21 protein-coding genes are annotated in these 16,979 nt (G+C 65.1%); 13 read left to right on the forward strand and 8 right to left on the reverse strand.

The genetic code is table 11. The annotated features are described in order from the left end of the window. Nucleotides 1-5: 5 nt before the first annotated feature. Entirely contained in the window at nucleotides 6-425 is a 420-nt protein-coding gene (locus tag AC2FNA_RS07055) for an NUDIX hydrolase (RefSeq protein WP_496825325.1), read from the reverse strand. 3 nt (nucleotides 426-428) lie between these two features. Beyond that, complete coding sequence (locus AC2FNA_RS07060) at nucleotides 429-1,241, reverse strand: protein-disulfide reductase DsbD domain-containing protein (protein ID WP_496825326.1); 813 nt, start codon at nucleotides 1,239-1,241, stop codon at nucleotides 429-431. Between the two features lie 140 nt (nucleotides 1,242-1,381). Between AC2FNA_RS07060 and AC2FNA_RS07065 the strand changes: the two genes are divergently transcribed. Then, a complete protein-coding gene (locus tag AC2FNA_RS07065; protein WP_496825552.1) occupies nucleotides 1,382-1,936 on the forward strand; it encodes a YqgE/AlgH family protein in 555 nt (184 codons plus the stop codon). Nucleotides 1,937-2,082: 146 nt separating this feature from the next. Here AC2FNA_RS07065 and AC2FNA_RS07070 read toward each other — a convergent pair whose 3' ends face one another. Next, on the reverse strand, nucleotides 2,083-3,033 hold the full coding sequence (locus AC2FNA_RS07070) for an L-threonylcarbamoyladenylate synthase (RefSeq protein WP_496825327.1): 951 nt from the start codon (nucleotides 3,031-3,033) through the stop codon (nucleotides 2,083-2,085). Nucleotides 3,034-3,161: 128 nt separating this feature from the next. On the opposite strand from AC2FNA_RS07070, the gene AC2FNA_RS07075 reads away from it, so the two are divergent. From AC2FNA_RS07075 to AC2FNA_RS07105, 7 genes are all read left to right on the forward strand, one after another. Next, entirely contained in the window at nucleotides 3,162-4,865 is a 1,704-nt protein-coding gene (locus tag AC2FNA_RS07075; protein ID WP_496825328.1) for an acyl-CoA dehydrogenase, read from the forward strand. Next, a complete protein-coding gene (locus AC2FNA_RS07080) occupies nucleotides 4,865-5,911 on the forward strand; it encodes an MBL fold metallo-hydrolase (RefSeq protein WP_496825329.1) in 1,047 nt (348 codons plus the stop codon). The genes AC2FNA_RS07075 and AC2FNA_RS07080 overlap by 1 nt, the downstream gene beginning before the upstream one ends. Before the next feature lie 3 nt (nucleotides 5,912-5,914). Further along, nucleotides 5,915-6,370, forward strand: coding sequence for a DUF6173 family protein (locus AC2FNA_RS07085; RefSeq protein ID WP_496825330.1), 456 nt, complete (start codon nucleotides 5,915-5,917; stop codon nucleotides 6,368-6,370). 70 nt (nucleotides 6,371-6,440) lie between these two features. Beyond that, nucleotides 6,441-8,288, forward strand: a complete 1,848-nt coding sequence (locus AC2FNA_RS07090; protein WP_496825331.1) for a glycerophosphodiester phosphodiesterase family protein — start codon at nucleotides 6,441-6,443, stop codon at nucleotides 8,286-8,288. Then, nucleotides 8,275-8,835, forward strand: a complete 561-nt coding sequence (locus AC2FNA_RS07095; protein ID WP_496825332.1) for a hypothetical protein — start codon at nucleotides 8,275-8,277, stop codon at nucleotides 8,833-8,835. The genes AC2FNA_RS07090 and AC2FNA_RS07095 overlap by 14 nt, the downstream gene beginning before the upstream one ends. A 62-nt stretch (nucleotides 8,836-8,897) precedes the next feature. Next, nucleotides 8,898-9,032, forward strand: a complete 135-nt coding sequence (locus tag AC2FNA_RS07100; protein WP_234137199.1) for an aa3-type cytochrome c oxidase subunit IV — start codon at nucleotides 8,898-8,900, stop codon at nucleotides 9,030-9,032. A gap of 19 nt (nucleotides 9,033-9,051) precedes the next feature. Next, nucleotides 9,052-9,669: a hypothetical protein gene (locus tag AC2FNA_RS07105; RefSeq protein WP_496825333.1), complete on the forward strand. Its 618-nt coding sequence runs from the start codon at nucleotides 9,052-9,054 to the stop codon at nucleotides 9,667-9,669. 8 nt (nucleotides 9,670-9,677) lie between these two features. On the opposite strand, the gene AC2FNA_RS07110 is transcribed toward AC2FNA_RS07105, so the two are convergent. Beyond that, nucleotides 9,678-10,010, reverse strand: a complete 333-nt coding sequence (locus tag AC2FNA_RS07110; RefSeq protein ID WP_496825334.1) for an AzlD domain-containing protein — start codon at nucleotides 10,008-10,010, stop codon at nucleotides 9,678-9,680. Beyond that, entirely contained in the window at nucleotides 10,007-10,723 is a 717-nt protein-coding gene (locus tag AC2FNA_RS07115; RefSeq protein WP_496825335.1) for an AzlC family ABC transporter permease, read from the reverse strand. The genes AC2FNA_RS07110 and AC2FNA_RS07115 overlap by 4 nt, the downstream gene beginning before the upstream one ends. Before the next feature lie 73 nt (nucleotides 10,724-10,796). Here AC2FNA_RS07115 and fdhD point away from each other — a divergent pair, with 73 nt between their 5' ends. The 5 genes from fdhD (at nucleotide 10,797) to AC2FNA_RS07140 (ending at nucleotide 14,907) form a co-directional block, all read left to right on the forward strand. After that, complete coding sequence (gene fdhD / locus AC2FNA_RS07120) at nucleotides 10,797-11,663, forward strand: formate dehydrogenase accessory sulfurtransferase FdhD (protein WP_496825554.1); 867 nt, start codon at nucleotides 10,797-10,799, stop codon at nucleotides 11,661-11,663. A 61-nt stretch (nucleotides 11,664-11,724) separates the two neighbouring features. Continuing rightward, the gene (gene mobA / locus AC2FNA_RS07125; protein ID WP_496825336.1) at nucleotides 11,725-12,366 is read left to right on the forward strand and encodes a molybdenum cofactor guanylyltransferase MobA; all 642 of its coding nucleotides are present in this window, start codon (nucleotides 11,725-11,727) and stop codon (nucleotides 12,364-12,366) included. Next, nucleotides 12,363-12,854, forward strand: coding sequence for a molybdopterin-guanine dinucleotide biosynthesis protein B (gene mobB / locus AC2FNA_RS07130; protein WP_496825337.1), 492 nt, complete (start codon nucleotides 12,363-12,365; stop codon nucleotides 12,852-12,854). Before mobA ends, mobB begins: the two co-directional genes overlap by 4 nt. Next, nucleotides 12,851-13,651, forward strand: coding sequence for a molybdopterin guanine dinucleotide synthesis (locus AC2FNA_RS07135; protein ID WP_496825338.1), 801 nt, complete (start codon nucleotides 12,851-12,853; stop codon nucleotides 13,649-13,651). The genes mobB and AC2FNA_RS07135 overlap by 4 nt, the downstream gene beginning before the upstream one ends. Then, nucleotides 13,648-14,907, forward strand: coding sequence for a molybdopterin-binding protein (locus AC2FNA_RS07140; RefSeq protein WP_496825339.1), 1,260 nt, complete (start codon nucleotides 13,648-13,650; stop codon nucleotides 14,905-14,907). The genes AC2FNA_RS07135 and AC2FNA_RS07140 overlap by 4 nt, the downstream gene beginning before the upstream one ends. A 24-nt stretch (nucleotides 14,908-14,931) precedes the next feature. On the opposite strand, the gene AC2FNA_RS07145 is transcribed toward AC2FNA_RS07140, so the two are convergent. From AC2FNA_RS07145 to AC2FNA_RS07155, 3 genes are all read right to left on the reverse strand, one after another. Then, the gene (locus AC2FNA_RS07145) at nucleotides 14,932-15,939 is read right to left on the reverse strand and encodes a hypothetical protein (protein WP_496825340.1); all 1,008 of its coding nucleotides are present in this window, start codon (nucleotides 15,937-15,939) and stop codon (nucleotides 14,932-14,934) included. Nucleotides 15,940-15,952: 13 nt separating this feature from the next. Further along, on the reverse strand, nucleotides 15,953-16,423 hold the full coding sequence (greA, locus tag AC2FNA_RS07150; RefSeq protein ID WP_234137209.1) for a transcription elongation factor GreA: 471 nt from the start codon (nucleotides 16,421-16,423) through the stop codon (nucleotides 15,953-15,955). A 135-nt stretch (nucleotides 16,424-16,558) separates the two neighbouring features. Then, entirely contained in the window at nucleotides 16,559-16,939 is a 381-nt protein-coding gene (locus AC2FNA_RS07155) for a VOC family protein (RefSeq protein WP_496825341.1), read from the reverse strand. Nucleotides 16,940-16,979 lie beyond the last annotated feature (40 nt).

Here is a 16,979-nt window from a genome sequence, read left to right on the forward strand (position 1 = left end):
AGGTCTCAGTCCGCGCGCAGGGCGATTTCCATCAACTCGGTCACCCGGTCGATCAGTGGAACCACGCCATCGCGCAGGTGGTCGATGGGAAACCAGCGCGCATCCATCGCATCGTCACCGGCCTGCAGCGTGCCCCCCTGATAGCGGCAGAGCACACCGACCAGCAGATAATGCACAACCGCCTGTCCGTCGCCATCGCGGTGGATCAGGTCGAAATGGGTCAGATAGCGTTGCGCGCGGGCCTCTATCGCGGTTTCCTCGCGCAGTTCGCGTAAGGCGGCGTCGCGAACGGTCTCGCCCCATTCCACATGACCGCCGGGAAAGCCCCACAGGCCGCGCCCGGGATCCTTGCCGCGTTGCGCCAGCAGCACTTGGCCCTCGTGGATCACCACGGCCAATGCGCCGATCTTTGGCTGAGGCGTCACCGATCAGCCCGGCAGGCAGCCGTGGATATCCACCGTGCGTTTGGCGCCCAGTACGGTGATGCGGATGCGCGAGCGGTCGAGTGCAAAGGCCGTGCCGCCGGCATTGATGATTTCCGAGCTGGCGATCAGGGTATTGCCCTGGCGCCGGGTCTGCGCCTCGCCGGCCCAGAGCGCCGGATCACCCGGTTCGAACACGGCAAGTTCCGATCCGCCCGCCGAGGGCATCGAGATCCGTGCCTCGATCCGCATACCGTCCTGGCTGGGGCTGATCCGGCAGGTGGCCGAGGTCACGCCAGCCTCGGCGGCCGAATAGGGCCGCCTGGCCAGCGCCGCCACGATGGTCGGGTTGCGCGGTGCGCCGGCGTCAAGCGTATGATCGAAGTCCAGATTGCCCGGTACGCAGATATCCTTGCAGACGCCAAATTCCATCTCGCCGCGCAGCCGTACCGGGCGATTGGAATCCTTTGGGGTGATCTCGATCGGCAGCACCATCTGGTCGGTATAGCCGATCGACCGCAGGCCGCTTTGCTCGAACACTTCGGGCGCGGGCCAGGTGATGCTCACCTCGCCGAGATTGCGCGAGCCGCGCCAGTCGAAACTGGGAGGGATACCCGCCTCGCCCGGAGCGCGCCAATAGGTTTTCCAGCCCTCGGACAGGGTCATGCGGATCGCGCCCAGATAGGTGCCGCGTGGGGTCAGCCCGCCGTCGAGGATTTCGATCTGCACCAGATCGTCCAACCCCGCCGCGGGGGCGGGAGTGGCGAGCGGCAGGCTCAGCAGCGCGGCAAGCGCCAAGGCAGAAAAACGGGTCGACATGCTCAATACATGCGCTTTCAGGGGCGGTTTGCCAAGTCACGATCCGGTCAGGCGCGGGATTTCCGCGCGCAACACTGGCTGTCCCTTGCACCCTGGCCTGCGGTTCCCCATTGTAAGGGAAAGGAGAGCCCGCGCCGATGATGGACCTGACCGGAAAACTGCTGATCGCGATGCCGGGGATGGGCGATCCGCGCTTCGAACGCTCGGTGATCTTCCTGTGCAGCCATGGCGAGGACGGTGCCATGGGGCTGATCGTGAACAAGCCCGCCGATCTGAACGTTGCCACGCTGCTGGAGCAGCTTGAGATTCCAGCGACCTCGGCGACCGCGGCCCAGGCGCCGGTACGGCTGGGCGGGCCAGTCGAGATGGCACGCGGCTTTGTGCTGCACTCACCGGATTACGCAGGCAAATTGCAGTCGCTGAAAGTGTCGGACGCGTTCACCATGACCGCGACGCTGGATATTCTCGAAGACATTGCGCGCGACAGCGGCCCTGCCCGCGCGGCGCTCATGTTGGGATATTCCGGTTGGGGGCCGGGACAGCTGGAGGCGGAAATCGCCGACAATGGCTGGCTTACCGCCGAGGCCGATCCCGATATCGTGTTCGGCAGTCGTGATGACGAGAAATGGGAAGCGGCGCTGAAATCGCTCGGGATTGACGCGCTTTTGCTGTCGGCCAGCGCCGGCCACGCCTGATCCGATAGTGCGCCTGCGGCGCGCTCGATGTCTCGTCGTCGTTCCTCCTCCTCGGTGCATGTGGCGGCGTGATGTGCCGTCTTGCTGTTTGGGTTATGAGGGGGGGATGCCTCCGGCGGGAGTATTTGGGGCGAAATGAAGCGGGTTTAGGGCGTGCGCGGCGCGGCGGCGCGGCGCAGGCGGTCGTTGATTGCAAGGCCCAGGCCGTGCTCGGGGATCGGGGCGATGGCAATGGGTTTGCCTGTTGCGTCGAGCCGGTGCAGCGCTGCGAAGAGATTTGCGGCGGCTTCGGTCAGGTCGCCGGTGGGTGATAGGTTTTCGTCGCAGTCCATCGGGCCGAAGCCGAGGAAGACTTCTTCATCCAGAGGGGCTGTGGCATTGAGGCGCACCGCGCCTTGAGGAGCGTAATGCGACAGCAGCTGACCTGGTGCACTGATCTCATCGCCTTGCTGGTGCCGCGCCAAAGGCTGGCCGAGCAGCGCCTCGATCTCTTCGGCGGGCAGGCCACCAGGACGCAGCAGGGTGGGCGTGCCGGAAAGGCCGATGATGGTCGATTCCACACCCACGCCGCAGGGACCGGCATCGAGGACTGCCGCGATCCGGCCATCGAGGCCTGCCAGCACGTGATCCGCCGTGGTCGGGCTGATCCGGCCCGAGGGGTTGGCCGAAGGGGCGGCGACCGGCCGGTCGAGGGTGTCGAGCAGGGCGCGGGCGGTCGGGTGGGCGGGCACCCGCACCGCCAGCGTGTCGAGCCCGGCGGTAACCAGTTCGGATATCCCATGGTTGGCGCGCAACGGCAGAACCAGCGTTAGCGGGCCGGGCCAGAAGGCGGTGGCGAGCCGCTCGGCGGTTTCGGACCAGCGTACATGGCGCCCGGCGGCCTCGGTACTGGCGACATGGGCGATCAGCGGGTTGAAGCTGGGCCGACCCTTGGCGGCATAGATGCCGGCCACCGCCTGCCCGTTGGTGGCATCGCCACCCAGTCCATAGACCGTCTCGGTCGGGAAGGCGACAAGCTGGCCCACCCGCAGCAGCTCTGCCGCGCGGGCGATGCCGTCGGGATCGGCGGCAAGGCGAAGGGTGTGTTGGACTGGCATGGCGGGGTGGTGACGCGGCGTTTTGGTTGCTTGCCGGATGGCTCTGGATAGGTAATCGGACAAGCCTTGATACATACCGATGCGCCCGCGACTTGCCAAGTCGCCAAGACTACCACCGAGGGGACCCCATGCCGTACCGTTCGCCCGTCACCGATTATACGTTCCTTTTGAACCATGTGGTCGGTTATGACCGGGTCTCCGGGACTGAGAAGTTTGCCGAGGCGGGTGCCGATATGGCGAGCGCCATCCTGACCGAGGCCGGGCGCATGTGCGACGAGGTGATGGCGCCCTTGCAACGCGGCGGCGATCTGAATCCTGCGCGGCTGGAAAACGGGGCGCTGCGCAGCTCGCCCGGCTTTGCCGAGGGGTGGAGGGCGATTGCCGAGGGCGGCTGGATCGGCATGAGCGGGTCGCCGGAGCATGGCGGCATGGGGCTGCCGATGGCGGTCACCACCGCTGTGAACGACATGATGAGCGGCGCCTGCCTGTCGCTGCAACTGGCGCCACTGATGAGCCAGGGCCAGATCGAGGCGCTGGAGCATCACGCCAGCGACGCGATCAAGGAGCTGTACCTGCCCAAGCTGATCTCGGGCGAGTGGTCGGGCACCATGAACCTGACCGAACCGCAGGCCGGGTCGGATGTGGGCGCGCTGAGTTCCAAGGCCGAGCCCAACGGCGATGGCACCTATGCGGTCACCGGGCAGAAGATCTTCATCAGCTGGGGCGACAACGATTTCTGCGACAATGTCTGCCACCTGGTGCTGGCACGGCTGCCCGACGGTGTGCCCGGGACCAAGGGCATCTCGCTGTTCCTGGTGCCGCGCAACCTGCCCGACGAGAATGGCAATGCGGGCGTGGCCAACAGTCTCAAGGTGGTGTCGCTGGAACACAAGATGGGCCTGCATGGCTCTCCCACCTGCGTGATGCAGTATGACGGTGCCAAAGGCTGGCTGGTGGGCGAGGAACATGGCGGCATGGCGGCCATGTTCACCATGATGAACAACGCGCGTCTTGGCGTGGGCGGGCAGGGTGTCGGCGTGGCCGAGGCGGCCTGGCAGCACGCGATGGCCTATGCGATGGAGCGCAAACAGGGCAAATCCGCCTCGGGCACCATTGCTGACCATGCCGATGTTCGGCGGATGCTGACCAGCATGAAGGCCGATGTATTTGCCGCCCGCGCGATTCTGGCGGCCTGTGCCGTGGCGATCGACATGGGTAATGCGACCGGATCGGCCGAGTGGAAGGCGCGGGCCGCTTTCCTGACCCCGATTGCCAAGGCCTTCGGCACCGACACGGGTATTGCGGTCGCGGAAACCGGGGTGCAGGTGCATGGCGGCATGGGCTTTATCGAGGAAACCGGCGCGGCGCAATTCTATCGCGATGTGCGGGTGACCGCGATCTACGAGGGTACCAACGGCATTCAGGCGATGGACCTGGTGGCGCGCAAGATGATGGATGGCGGCGAGGCTGCGGCCAAGCTTCTGGACGAGATCGAGGATCATGCCGAGCGCGCCCGTGGTCGCCTGCCGGAGCTGGCCGGACCCGTGTGGGAAGCGACCGAGACCCTGCGCGAGGCCACCGAGTGGATGGTGGCGCAAGGAGAGCTGAACGACCGCTTTGCCGGGGCGGTGCCATTCCTGCGCGCCTTTGCCCGGGTGCTGGGTGGCCATTTCCACCTGATTGCGGCCCTGGCCGATCCCGGTGGTCCGCGCGAGAAACTGGCGCGGTATTACATTAACGCGCTGTTGCCGGAACATGCTGGCCTGCTGGAACAAGCGCAGGGCGGTTGTGCCGATCTGTATGCCATCAGCCTTGAAGAGTTGTCGGCGTGATGGATCGGACACCGGGCCTGGCCATGCGCTACCCCTGGGACGAGCCGCCCGCCCATGGTTCTGCGATCGAGGTGGCCGAAGGCGTGTTGTGGATGCGCCTGCCGCTGCCGATGAAGCTGGATCATGTCAATGTCTATGCGCTGGACGATGGGGATGGCTGGACGGTGATCGACACCGGGTTCTCGTCGAAAAAGACGCGGGCCATCTGGCAGGGGCTGATCGACGGGCCGCTGGCGGGCAAGCCTGTGCGCCGGGTGGTCGTGACCCATCACCACCCCGACCATATGGGCAATGCCGGCTGGTTCCAGTCTGAACTGGGTGCCGAGCTGGTCACCACGCGTACTGCCTGGTTGTTTGCGCGCATGCTGACACTGGACGTGCAGGAGACCTGGCCCGAGGAAACGCTGGACTATTACCGCAGCGCGGGCATGGCGTCAGAAGTGCTGGCAAAGCGGACGGCCGAGCGGCCGTTCAACTTTGCCGACATGGTCTATCCGATGCCGCTGGGGTTCACCCGGATCAAACAGGGCGACGTGTTCCATATGGGCGGGCGCGACTGGGACGTGCATATGGGCAACGGCCACGCGCCCGAACATGCCACGTTCTGGAGCCGCGACGACAATCTGGTGATCACCGGCGACCAGATTCTCAGCTCGATCAGCCCCAATATCGGCGTCTATGCGACCGAACCGATGGCCGATCCGCTGGCCGACTGGCTGGAAACCTGCGAACGGCTGGCGCCGCTGGCCCGGCCCGACCATCTGGCGCTGGGCGGGCACAAGCTGCCCTTTACCGGCCTGCCGATCCGGATGCGGCAGCTGATCGACAACCACCATGGCGCGCTGAAGCGTCTGCGCGACCACCTCGATACGCCGAAGGCGGCCTCGGACTGTTTTGCGCCGCTCTTCAAGCGCACCATCGGCGAGGGCGAATACGGGCTGGCGCTGGTTGAAGCGGTTGCCCATGTCAACCATCTCTATCATACCGGAGAGGTGACACGGACCCGGCGCGCGGATGGCGCCTGGCTCTATCAGCGGAAAGGATGAGCCATGGAAAACAAGATCGAGACCTCGGCCGAATATGCCGAGGCGGCGGTGTTGCGGCCCCGGTGCCACGAGGTGCATGCCGATCCTGACAGCCCCGCCCGTATGACAGAGGTGCCCGCACCGCTGCAGGAACCGGTCCAGAACAAAAGCCCGGCGCAATGGGCCTATGAACGTCTGATCCTCTATATACGCAACTTCGAAAAGCAGCTGGACGCCAGCCAAGAGGTGGCGATGGGCTTTGTCGGCGGCGATGCCGGGGTGTTGCGGATCGAGGGGATCGGTTATTTTGACCCCGATATCGTCACTTTTTACGGGGCCGATGGCACCGGCGCGCGCACCCAGCTGGTGCAGCATGTGAGCCAGCTGAACGTGATGCTGCGCGCCATGCCGGTGGCGACCGAGGACCGTCCGGCCCAGCGCATCGGCTTTCGCCTGGCCGCCGATCTGGAAGCGGACTAGACGCTTTCGGCTTGCCTTGGCGCTGACGGGGCCGTTCAATACCTGCATTGTCCGCAGGAGATAGCTGCCCGTGTCGCATTTTACCCATGTCCGCAACGCCTGGTCCGGGTCCTGGGCCCGGCGACGGGTCTTTGTTCCGCTCTATGCCGCGCTGCGCCTGCTGGTTCTGGCGCTGATCGCGCCGGCGCTGGCGGGACTGATCAATCTGGCCGTTGGCCTGTCGGACCAGTCGGCGCTGACCGATCAGGATATAGCGCGTTTTGTCCTGTCTCCACTGGGCTTTGCCGCGACACTGGCGGTGCTGAGTATCCTTCTCGTCGCTGAAGTGCTGAGCTTTGCAGTGATGGCGGCAACCCTGCGAAGCGGCGCCAGTGATGTCTGGAGATCGGGCAGTTCTGGATTGTCGCTGGTATTGAGGCGGCTGCAACCGCTCCTTATTTTTGCCGTGCTCTTTGTTTTGCGGGTTCTTGCGCTGGCCGTACCATTCGTAGCGGTTGCAGGGCTGATTGCCTGGTGGGTGTTGGGCGACTTTGACATCAACTATTACCTTACCTTTCGTCCACCCTCGTTCCGTCTGGCTATGGCTGCCATTGCCATATTGGTGCTGATCCTTGCCTGGCTCTTGATGCTGCGGCTGTCGGGGTGGGCGCTGTCGCTTCACTTGGTTATCTTCGAAGGGATCCCGCCCTCGCAGGCCTTTGCCGAAAGCACCCGCCGGATGGGTGCCCGTCGGACCGCGCTCAAGATCGAGCTGTTGCTATGGCTGCTGACACGGTTCGCGCTGGCCGCCGTCTTGGGCGTTCTGGCCAGTGCGGCGTTGGCGCTGGTGCCGATCCCCCAAGACGGCGCGTTGCGCCGGGCGCTGATGCTGGTGGTTCTGGTTATGGGCCTCTGGTCGCTGGCGGGGCTGGTGTTGGCGGCAACCGCGCTTGGGGCGCTCACCAAGTTGCTCGACCGGTTCTACGATGGCGCGGCAACCGAGGTAGCCCCCCTGCCAACCTCTGATCCGCAGGGCCTGCGGGCGCGGCTGATCGGCGCGGCGGTGCTGGCCGCCCTGGCACTGGGTGCGGGCATGTGGGTCAGCGACGGATTGCTGACCCAACTGACAGCCAAGGACGAAGTGACCGTCATCGGCCATCGCGGGGCTGCCGGGACGCGGCCAGAGAACACCATGGCGGCGATCGTCAAGGCGATCGAGGATGGCGCCGACTGGGTCGAGATCGATGTGCAGGAGACCGCCGATGGCGAGGTCGTCGTTATGCATGACAGCGATTTCATGAAACTCGCCGGGGTGCCGACCAAGATTTGGGACGCCACGATGCAGGATATCGAGCAAATCGACATCGGCAGCTGGTTCTCGCCAGATTACGCCGCCGAGCGGGCGCCGACCCTGCGTGCGGTGCTGGAGACCGCCAAGAACAAATCAAACGTCCTGATCGAACTTAAATACTACGGTCATGATGTGGATCTGGAAAATCGCGTGATTGCATTGGTCGAGGAGCTCGGCATGCAGGACCAGATCGCTACCATGTCACTGAAATACCCTGCGGTGCAGAAAATGCTGACGCTGCGCCCTGACTGGCGCAGCGGTGTTCTGGCGGCGACGGCTGTGGGTAATCTCGCGGGTCTAGAAGGCGACTTTGTCGCGGTCAGCAGCGCCAGCCTGCGCCCCTCGCTGTTGCGCGCCGCCCATGCGGCGGGCAAGGATGTCTATGTCTGGACGGTGAACGAGCCGCTCTTGATGTCCAAGATGATCTCGATGGGGGTCAACGGGTTGATCACCGATGAACCCGCCATGGCGCGCGAGGTTCTGGCAGTGCGCGCGACGCTGAACCCCGCTGAACGGCTGCTCTTGTGGCTGACCCAGGAAATGGGGTGGGAGCTGAATGCAAAGGCCTATCGCGATGAAAGCCCGTAACCTGCTGATCCTGTGCCTTTGCGCGGGCAGTCCGGCCGTGGCGCAGGATCTGACTCAGATGCTGGAACTGCCGGCGCACCGCGCGCTGATGGCGGCGCAACAGGCGGCGCCGCTGGCGCCGTTCACCACTGATGGCTGTTCGGGCGGGCTCAGCGCCGGTTGGACCATGGTTGCCGACACCTTTCCCGACTTCGCCGTCGCGCAAGGCAGCCTGCCACCATGGGAGGCCTGCTGTGTCATTCATGACCGCGCTTATCACGACGCGGGTGGAGCAACCACATCCGAGGACAGCTATGCCGCGCGTTATGAGGCCGACCGGGCCTTGCAAAGCTGCGTGCGCGACACCGGAGAAAGCCATCTGGCGGATCTGGCGACCCGTTATGACACCACACCCGAAACGGTCCGCGCCGCCTATGGCACCATTGCTGATGCAATGTATCTGGCAGTCCGCTTTGGCGGTGGCCCCTGCTCTGGCCTGCCATGGCGCTGGGGCTATGGGTATGCCCATTGCACCCCCTTTGACTCAACCGCGCCTGCGCGCGATTGACGTCGTGACAGAGCGGCGAGAATCCGCTATCCAACCGAAAAAACGCGAATAGGATGATTGCTATGGCTGACTTCAAACCCGGTTCGATGGACATCACCACTCAGACCAAGACCTTTGATGGGTTCATCAAGGCGATGATCTGGGTCTGTGTCGTGATCTTCTTCGTCCTGCTGTTCATGGCCGTGTTTACCGCCTGATCCTGCGAGGGGCCTTCCCGTGAAGCTGATTTTTCTTGCTGGCGCGTTGGCGCTGAGCCTGATGGCTTGTACCCGCCAGAGCGCGCCACAGGCCGATGATGCGACCGTCGCTGCCGTTCGCTATCGCGATCCGGGGCCGGCAAAGCTGACGCTTTACACGATGGTCAACAACCGGTCGGGCGCGGGGGCGCATACCTCGCTGATGATCAATGCCAGCGAGCGGGTGATCTTTGACCCGGCGGGGTCGTTCTGGGCCGATATCGTGCCGGAACAGAACGATGTTCTGTTCGGCATCACTCCGGCGGTTGAACGGGCCTATCGCGGCTCGCATGCCCGAGAGACGCATCATGTGGTGGTACAAGAGCTGGAAGTATCCCCGGAACAGGCAGAAGCGGCCTATCGGGCGGCGCGTACCATGGGGCCGGTGCCGGGAGCCTATTGTGCCAATTATACTGCGCGCCTGTTGCAGCAGATTCCGGGGTTCGGTGACATCAAGGTCACGTTCCAGCCGACCAAATTGGCCGATCAGTTCGGTTCGCGCCCCGGTGCGGTGACGAACAAGTATTACGAGCAGGACGACGCCGACCTGCAAAAGGGTCTGGCCGCCAACAACGCCAAGCTGAACCAGCCGGGCTGAGCCTTGTCTCAGCCCAGCAGGTAGAGCAGGCAGTAAAGCGTGCCTGCGCCTGAAAAGATCGCGACCAGCACGTTTTTCGACCAGTATCCGGCGGCAAGCGCCACTGCCGCCGCGCTCATCCGGGGCGCATCTGGCTGGCCGCCGGTGGCCTGCGGCCAAATGACCAGCGGCGCGATCAGCGCGGGCAGGATAGCCACGGCCGTATAGCGCAGGTGCCGCAGCAGCCAGTCGGGCAGCGGACGGTCGCCCACCAGCCCTATAAAGACGAAGCGCAGGCCAAAGCTGCCAAAGGCAAGTCCGGCGATGACGATCCACATGGTTGATGGGTCGATCTCGGTCATGTGTTCTTGTTCCTGCGGGCGAGCATCACTTCGGCCTGCGCGCCGGCCATCATCCCGGCGGTGCCCGCAATCAGCAGGCCCAGGTTGAATGGCACACCGGCTGTCAGCAGCGCGGTCACGATCGCCACCAGCGCCGCGATCACATGCGGCAGGGTGCGCAGCATCGGACCGATCATCGCAAGGAAGGTAATCGGCAGCGCGAAATCCAGCGCCCAGCTGTCGGGGATGCGGGTGCCCAGCACCGCGCCCAGATAGGTCGCCAGGTACCAGGCGGGCGCCAGCGGCGTCACGGTGCCAAAGAAATAGGCCATCCGCTGCGGCACGGTCAGGTCCGGCTCGGTCTCGAACCGCACCACTGATAGGGCGTAGGACTGGTCTACAGTGAAATAGGCGGCAACCGCCCGTTGCCACAGCGGCGCGGCACCCAGATAAGGCGTCAGCGCGGCGGAATACATCGCCACCCGCAGGTTCACCGCCAGCGCCGACAACAGCACGATCAGCGTCGGCGTGTCATCAAGCAAGAGTTGCAGTGCGGTGAATTGCGCCGCACCGGCAAAGACGGTGGCGGTAAAGGTCATCACCTGCACCAGGTTCAGCCCGGCCTCGGTCGCAAACACGCCAAACAGGGTGCCAAAAGGGGCCGCCACCATGATGAAGGGCGCGCCGTCGCGAAAACCCTTCCAGTAGACGGATTTGGATGTGGTGAAGGACATGCCTAGATCCTAAGGTAAGCCCAACCGCTGTACCGGGCCAAGGAAAGGGTTGCAATTGGCTATCTCGGACGACATGTCGGATTACATCATCGCCCCTGATCCGGGCGCCGCCCGGCTGACCCGCGCGGTCGAGGGGTTGGACCAGACCGGCGCGCCCGCGCGTATCTCGGTGGTCGAGGAAAGGCCTCTGACTATCTTCCTCAACAGTCAGGAAATCGTGACCGCCATGACCATCGGGGATTACCCCGAATATCTGGCGCTGGGCTTCCTGCGCAATCAGGGCATGCTGAGGCCGGATGAAGAGATCACCGGCGTCGATTTCGACGAGGATCTGGAAACCGTCGTGGTGCGCACGGCGGTGGAAACCAGTCACGAAGAAAAGCTGAAGAAAAAGACCCGCACCAGCGGCTGTGCGGTGGGGACCGTGTTCGGCGACATGATGGAGGGGCTGGAGGAGGTGCGCTTGCCGGACGTGGAGGTGCGTACATCCTGGCTCTACGATCTGGCGGCGCGGATCAACCGCACGCCCTCGCTGTATCTGGAGGCCGGGGCCATCCACGGCACGGTTCTGTGCCGCCAGAGCCGGCCGCTGGTCTATATGGAGGATGTGGGCCGCCATAACGCGGTGGACAAGATCGCGGGCTGGATGCTGTCCACGGGCGAGGGGGCGGACGACAAGATCCTTTACACCACCGGGCGGCTGACCTCCGAGATGGTGATCAAGACCGCGATGATGGGCATCCCGGTGCTGGCCTCGCGCTCGGGCTTTACCGCCTGGGGGGTCGAGATCGCGCGGCAGGTGGGGCTGACCCTGATCGGCCGGATGCGCGGCCAGCGGTTTGTCTGCTTGTCAGGGGCCGAGCGGCTGGTCTGGGATGCCGACCCGGACAGCGTGCCGGTCGAGGACAGGAAACACCGCCGGAAGAGTGCGGAAGGGTGACCGAATTTCGCGCGAAATTCGGACCGGAAAGCGCGCGTTTTCCGGCACGGAAGGAGAGGGCATGACAGGACGTAGACCGTTGGGCGTGATCCTTGCCGGAGGGCTCGCCACCCGGATGGGGGGCGGGGACAAGGGGCTGTTGCCACTGGATGGGCAGACCTTGCTTGCCCATGTGATTGACCGGCTGGCGCCGCAGGTCGGGGGACTGGCGCTCAATGCCAATGGCGATCCGGCGCGGTTTGACGCGTTCGGCCTGCCGGTGCTACCCGACACGGTTGAGGGGTTTGCCGGGCCGCTGGCGGGCGTGCTGGCCGGGCTTGACTGGGCGGCGGGGCAGGGGGCCGAGAGCATCGTCACCGCCGCCGCTGACACCCCGTTTTTCCCGCACGATCTGGTGGCGCGGCTGGTCGCGGCATCCGAGGGGCAGGCGCAGCCGCTGGTGCTGGCCACCACCCCGCGTGAGGGCGCGGCGCTGAAATCGGGCGGTAAGGTCAACCGGCACCCGACCTTTGGTCTCTGGCCCGTGGCCCTGCGTGACGACCTGCGCTCGGCGCTGAACGAGGGCCTGCGCAAGGTGGTGCTGTGGACCGACCGGCATGGCGGGCGCGAGGCGCTGTTTCAGGCCGAGCCGTTCGATCCCTTCTTCAACGTCAACACGCCCGAGGATCTGGCCCGGGCCGAAACCCTGTTGGAGCGCGCATGAGGGTCTATGGCGTCACCGGCTGGAAGAACGCAGGCAAGACCGGGCTGATGGAGCGGTTGGTGGCCGAGATCACCGGTCGTGGGCTGACGGTTTCGACGGTCAAGCACGCGCATCATTCGTTCGACGTCGACCATCCGGGCCGCGACAGCTGGCGGCACCGGCAGGCGGGAGCCTCCGAGGTGATCCTTGCCTCGGGCTATCGCGTGGCGCAGATGACCGAATTGCGCGGCGCGGCGGAACCGCCCTTGGCCGAACTGTTGGGCCGCCTGTCGCCTGTCGATCTGGTGCTGATCGAGGGCTACAAGCGCGAGGGCCATACCAAGGTCGAGGCGTTCCGGGCCGAGGCGGGCACGGAGCTGATCGCGCCGGGAGACCCGACCATCCGCGCTGTGGCAAGCGATACACCCCTGACGCTCGACCGGCCGGTGTTCGATCTGAACGACACAAAAGCGATTGCCGATTTCATCCTTTCCGAGGTCGGGCTGTGATACCCTTTGACACCTTTGCCATGGTCGATTGGTCGGGCGGCAACGATACCGGCCCGCGCCCGCGTAAGGATGCGATCTGGGCATGTGTCGCGGGGGAGGAGCCGGTCTATCTCCGGAACCGGGGGCTGGCCGAGAACTGGCTGTGCGATCTGATCGAAACCGTGCTGGCTGCCGGGCGGCGACTTATGCTGGGGTTCGATTTTCCATTTGGCTATCCGGCGGGATTTTCCGGGGCGGTGAGCGGGTCGAACGACCCGCTGCGACTGTGGGACTGGTTCGAGGCCCGAATCGAGGATACGCCCGCAGCGAATAACCGGTTCGATCTGGCCGGAGAGGTCAATCGGGGGCTAGGCGGCAAGGGTCCGTTCTGGGCCAATGGGTTGAAACGCGACATCGCCGGGCTGCCTCGAACCAAGCAGGATTACCACACTCCGTTTCCTGACCGACGCTTGGTTGAGCGTCGTGCGCCGGGCGCCTTTACCTGCTGGCAGATGGCTGGAGCCGGGGCGGTTGGCGGGCAGGTTATGATGGGGCTGCCGGTGTTGGCGCGCCTGCACCGCCGCTTTGCCGGGCGGGTTTCTGCCTGGCCGTTCGAACCGTTGGACAAGCCCGTGACCCTGGTGGAAATCTGGCCCTCGCTGACCTTGGGAAAGGGGCCAATGGACCGGATCAAGGATGCCTGGCAGGTAGAGCGGGTGGCGGGTGATCTGGCCGCGTTGCCACAGGAAAGGCTCGGGTCCCTGCTGGACATAACCGCGCCCGAGGAGGGTTGGATATTGGGAGTGAACCAGACATGACCGGGCTGAAACCGCCGCCGCTGCGCAACGATTGCTTTGCCCTGCCCGCCGGGGTCGAGTGGACACCGGTCGATACGGCGCTGGAAATGCTGCGGGACAGATTGGGGCCGGCGACCGGGATCGAAACGCGCGCGGTGGCGCAGGCGCTGGGCGCGGTGCTGGCAGCGGATGCGGTGGCGCTGCGCGCCAGTCCGCCGCAGGCCAACAGTGCGGTCGATGGCTATGGCTTTGCCGGGGCGGTACCCGAGGGCGCGCATGTTATGCCGCTGGAGCAGGGCCGCGCAGCGGCTGGCGTGCCCTTTGACGGGGTGCTACCTGCGGGCCGGGCCTTGCGGGTGCTGACCGGCGCGGCGCTGCCCGAGGGGGTTGAAACAGTGATCCTCGAAGAGGATGTGACGCTTGGCGCGGGCGAGGTCGCCTTTCGCGGGCCGCTCAAACGCGGCGCGAACACGCGCAAGGCGGGCGAGGATGTGGCCGCAGGTGCGGTTGTGCTGCGGGAAGGGCGGCGGTTGACCCCCGCCGATTTGGCGCTGTTGGCGTCGGTCGGCATTGCCGAGGTGGCGGTGCGGGCCACGTTGCGGGTGGCGATCCTGTCCACCGGCGACGAGTTGACCGAACCGGGGGCAGAGGCCGGGCCAGGCCAGATCTATGACGCGAACCGGCCGATGCTCTGCGCATTGGTGCAGCGTCTGGGATACAGGGTGTGCGACATGGGGCGGGTTCCGGATGACCGGGCGAGCCTGCGCGCGACCCTGGACCGGGCGGCCGCCGAGGCGGATGTGATCCTGACCAGCGGCGGCGCCTCGGCGGGGGACGAGGACCATGTCTCGGCGCTGTTGCGCGAGGCCGGCGCGATGCAGGAATGGCGCATCGCGCTGAAACCGGGGCGCCCACTGGCGCTGGGCTTGTGGCAAGGAAAACCGGTCTTTGGTCTGCCGGGTAACCCGGTTGCCGCGATGGTGTGCAGTATGGTCTTTGCCCGCCCGGCGATGGCGGTTCTGGCGGGTGAAACCTGGAGTGCGCCACAAGGGTATGACCTGCCAGCAGGGTTCGAGAAACGCAAGAAACCCGGACGACGCGAATATCTGCGTGCCCGCATCCGTGAGGGCCGGGTCGAGGTTTTCGCCTCCGAAGGGTCGGGGCGGGTCAGCGGGCTTAGCTGGGCCGAGGGGCTTGTCGAAATCGGTGACGAAGCGTGCCATATCCGCCCCGGCGACCCGGTGCGGTTCATTCCTTATGGGAGTTTCGGACTCTAGATCTTGAGGGTGGCGGGCGCGGGGTTAGTCGAACGTGCCCGCCACCCGGCCCAGCAGCATGAAGGCGCGTGCGGTACGTGTCTCCCCCAGGGCCGAGATCTCGGCATCGCTGGCTTGTGCCTCGAAGGTGGCGAACATTCGGTCGAAGAGGCGCAGGAAATGATGCGCCGCGTCGCGAAAAATCGGATCCTGCTTCATCCGGCCAGCGGTCAGCGCCAGCGACGAGCGGTCACGCACTCCGCCCAGCGATGCAACGGCACGGCCACGCGCGCCATGGGCAAACTGGCGCCAGATTTCGGGCCGCGCCATGTCGGGGCGCAGATCGTCCATATAGATGCCCTCGTGGCTGAGCAGGGTCAGCACGTCCTGCGCGGCCTGGATCAGCTGTGCCGCTGACCGGTCCTTGAGTGCGCGGCGCAGTGCGGCGAAGCCTTCGACATCCTCGGCGGTTTCCGGGAAATGCAGGGCTCGGATCAGGTCTTCGGTCGAGATCGGCGGCGAAAGTGACTCGGCCGGAGTGCCAAGCGCGAGCAGGCCCTGATCCTCGGCGCTTTCCGGCGCGGCAGCCGGGATGGGCAGGGCGCGCGCGCGCCGCGAGGTCGAAAAGGTGGCCAGCGTGGTCTCGGTCTTCTTGGCGGCGGCGGCGATCTCGTCCAGCTTTTTGGCGACCGAGGGTTCGTGTCCTGCGGCCTGTTTCTGTTGCTGGGTGATATAGGCCTGGCGGATCGCGTCGATCGCTGCTTGCAGGCGCTGGCTTTCCTCGCGCATCACCCGGCTGGCCTTGGCCGCGGTCGCGGCAACCCAGATCATCGCCACCGGCATGAAGATTGCCAGCATGGTCACCAGAAACCCTATGCCGCCCCCCGCGCCCGTATCGGCAAAAGCGAACAGATAGACCGACACGGCCAGCCACAGCAGGGTCAGTACGATGGCGATGATTTCGATGCCGGTCACCGAAGCGCGCCGGGGCCGATCATAGAGCCCGAGCGGTGTATTGCGGGCGGGGTCTGGGTCTGGCGACGGGCCGGACATGGGTGATGCTCCGTCAGGAGTACTCGATACTCAGGATTTCATAGGACTTCTGGCCACCGGGCGTCTTGACCTCAACGCTGTCGCCTTCGTCCTTGCCGATCAGCGCGCGGGCAATCGGTGATTTGATGTTCAACAGGCCCTTTTCGATATTGGCCTCGTGTTCACCGACAATCTGCCAGGTCTTTTCCTCGTCGGTATCCTCGTCTACCAGCGTCACACGGGCGCCGAACTTGATCGCGCCGGTCAGTTTCGCGGGGTCGATGACATCGGCCAGAGACAGAACGCCCTCCAGTTCCTTGATGCGGCCCTCGATAAAGGACTGCTTCTCGCGAGCTGAATGATATTCGGCGTTCTCCGAAAGATCGCCATGTTCACGGGCCTCGGCGATGGCCTTGATGATTGCGGGGCGCTCGACGCTCTTGAGCTGTTTCAACTCGGCTTCGAGGGCGGCAAAGCCCGAAGGCGTCATGGGAATCTTTTCCATATCGTCTTGTCCACGCACAAATTGCGTCGCCCCGCCGCGCGATGCGCCGGGGCGACTGTTGGGTTGCTGTTTACCTGACCCAAACCGGGCGTGGAATGCAAGAGGGGACAAGCGGTGGTTGGGCAGAACCCCGCCTCAGGCGTAGCTGACGACCTCGAATTCGATGCCATTGTCATCGTCGAAATAGAACCGGCGCCCGGGTTCGTAATCGGCGTGGTTATGCGGGCTAAACCCGGCCGCGCGCACCCGTTCCTCTGTCGCGTCGATGTCATCGACCAGCACCCCCACATGGTTCAGCCCGCCGATCACGTCATAGCTGGTCTCGGCCGAGGCGACCGGCGCGGGCGGGGCGTAAAGCGCCAGATAGGTATGGGCATCGCCCACATGCACGGTATAGCCCCCCGCCATCGCGGCGCCCTCCCAACGGGTTTCCCAGCCGAAGACCGAGTTCAGCCAGGCGGCGGTCGCCTTGGGATCGGCGACGGTGAAGTTTGCGTGTTCCAGTGTGGCCTTCATGAAAATCTTCCTTTTGCTCTGTTGCCACGAGTGAAGATAA

It is taken from the genome of Ruegeria sp. YKSD163 (genome assembly GCF_059612905.1).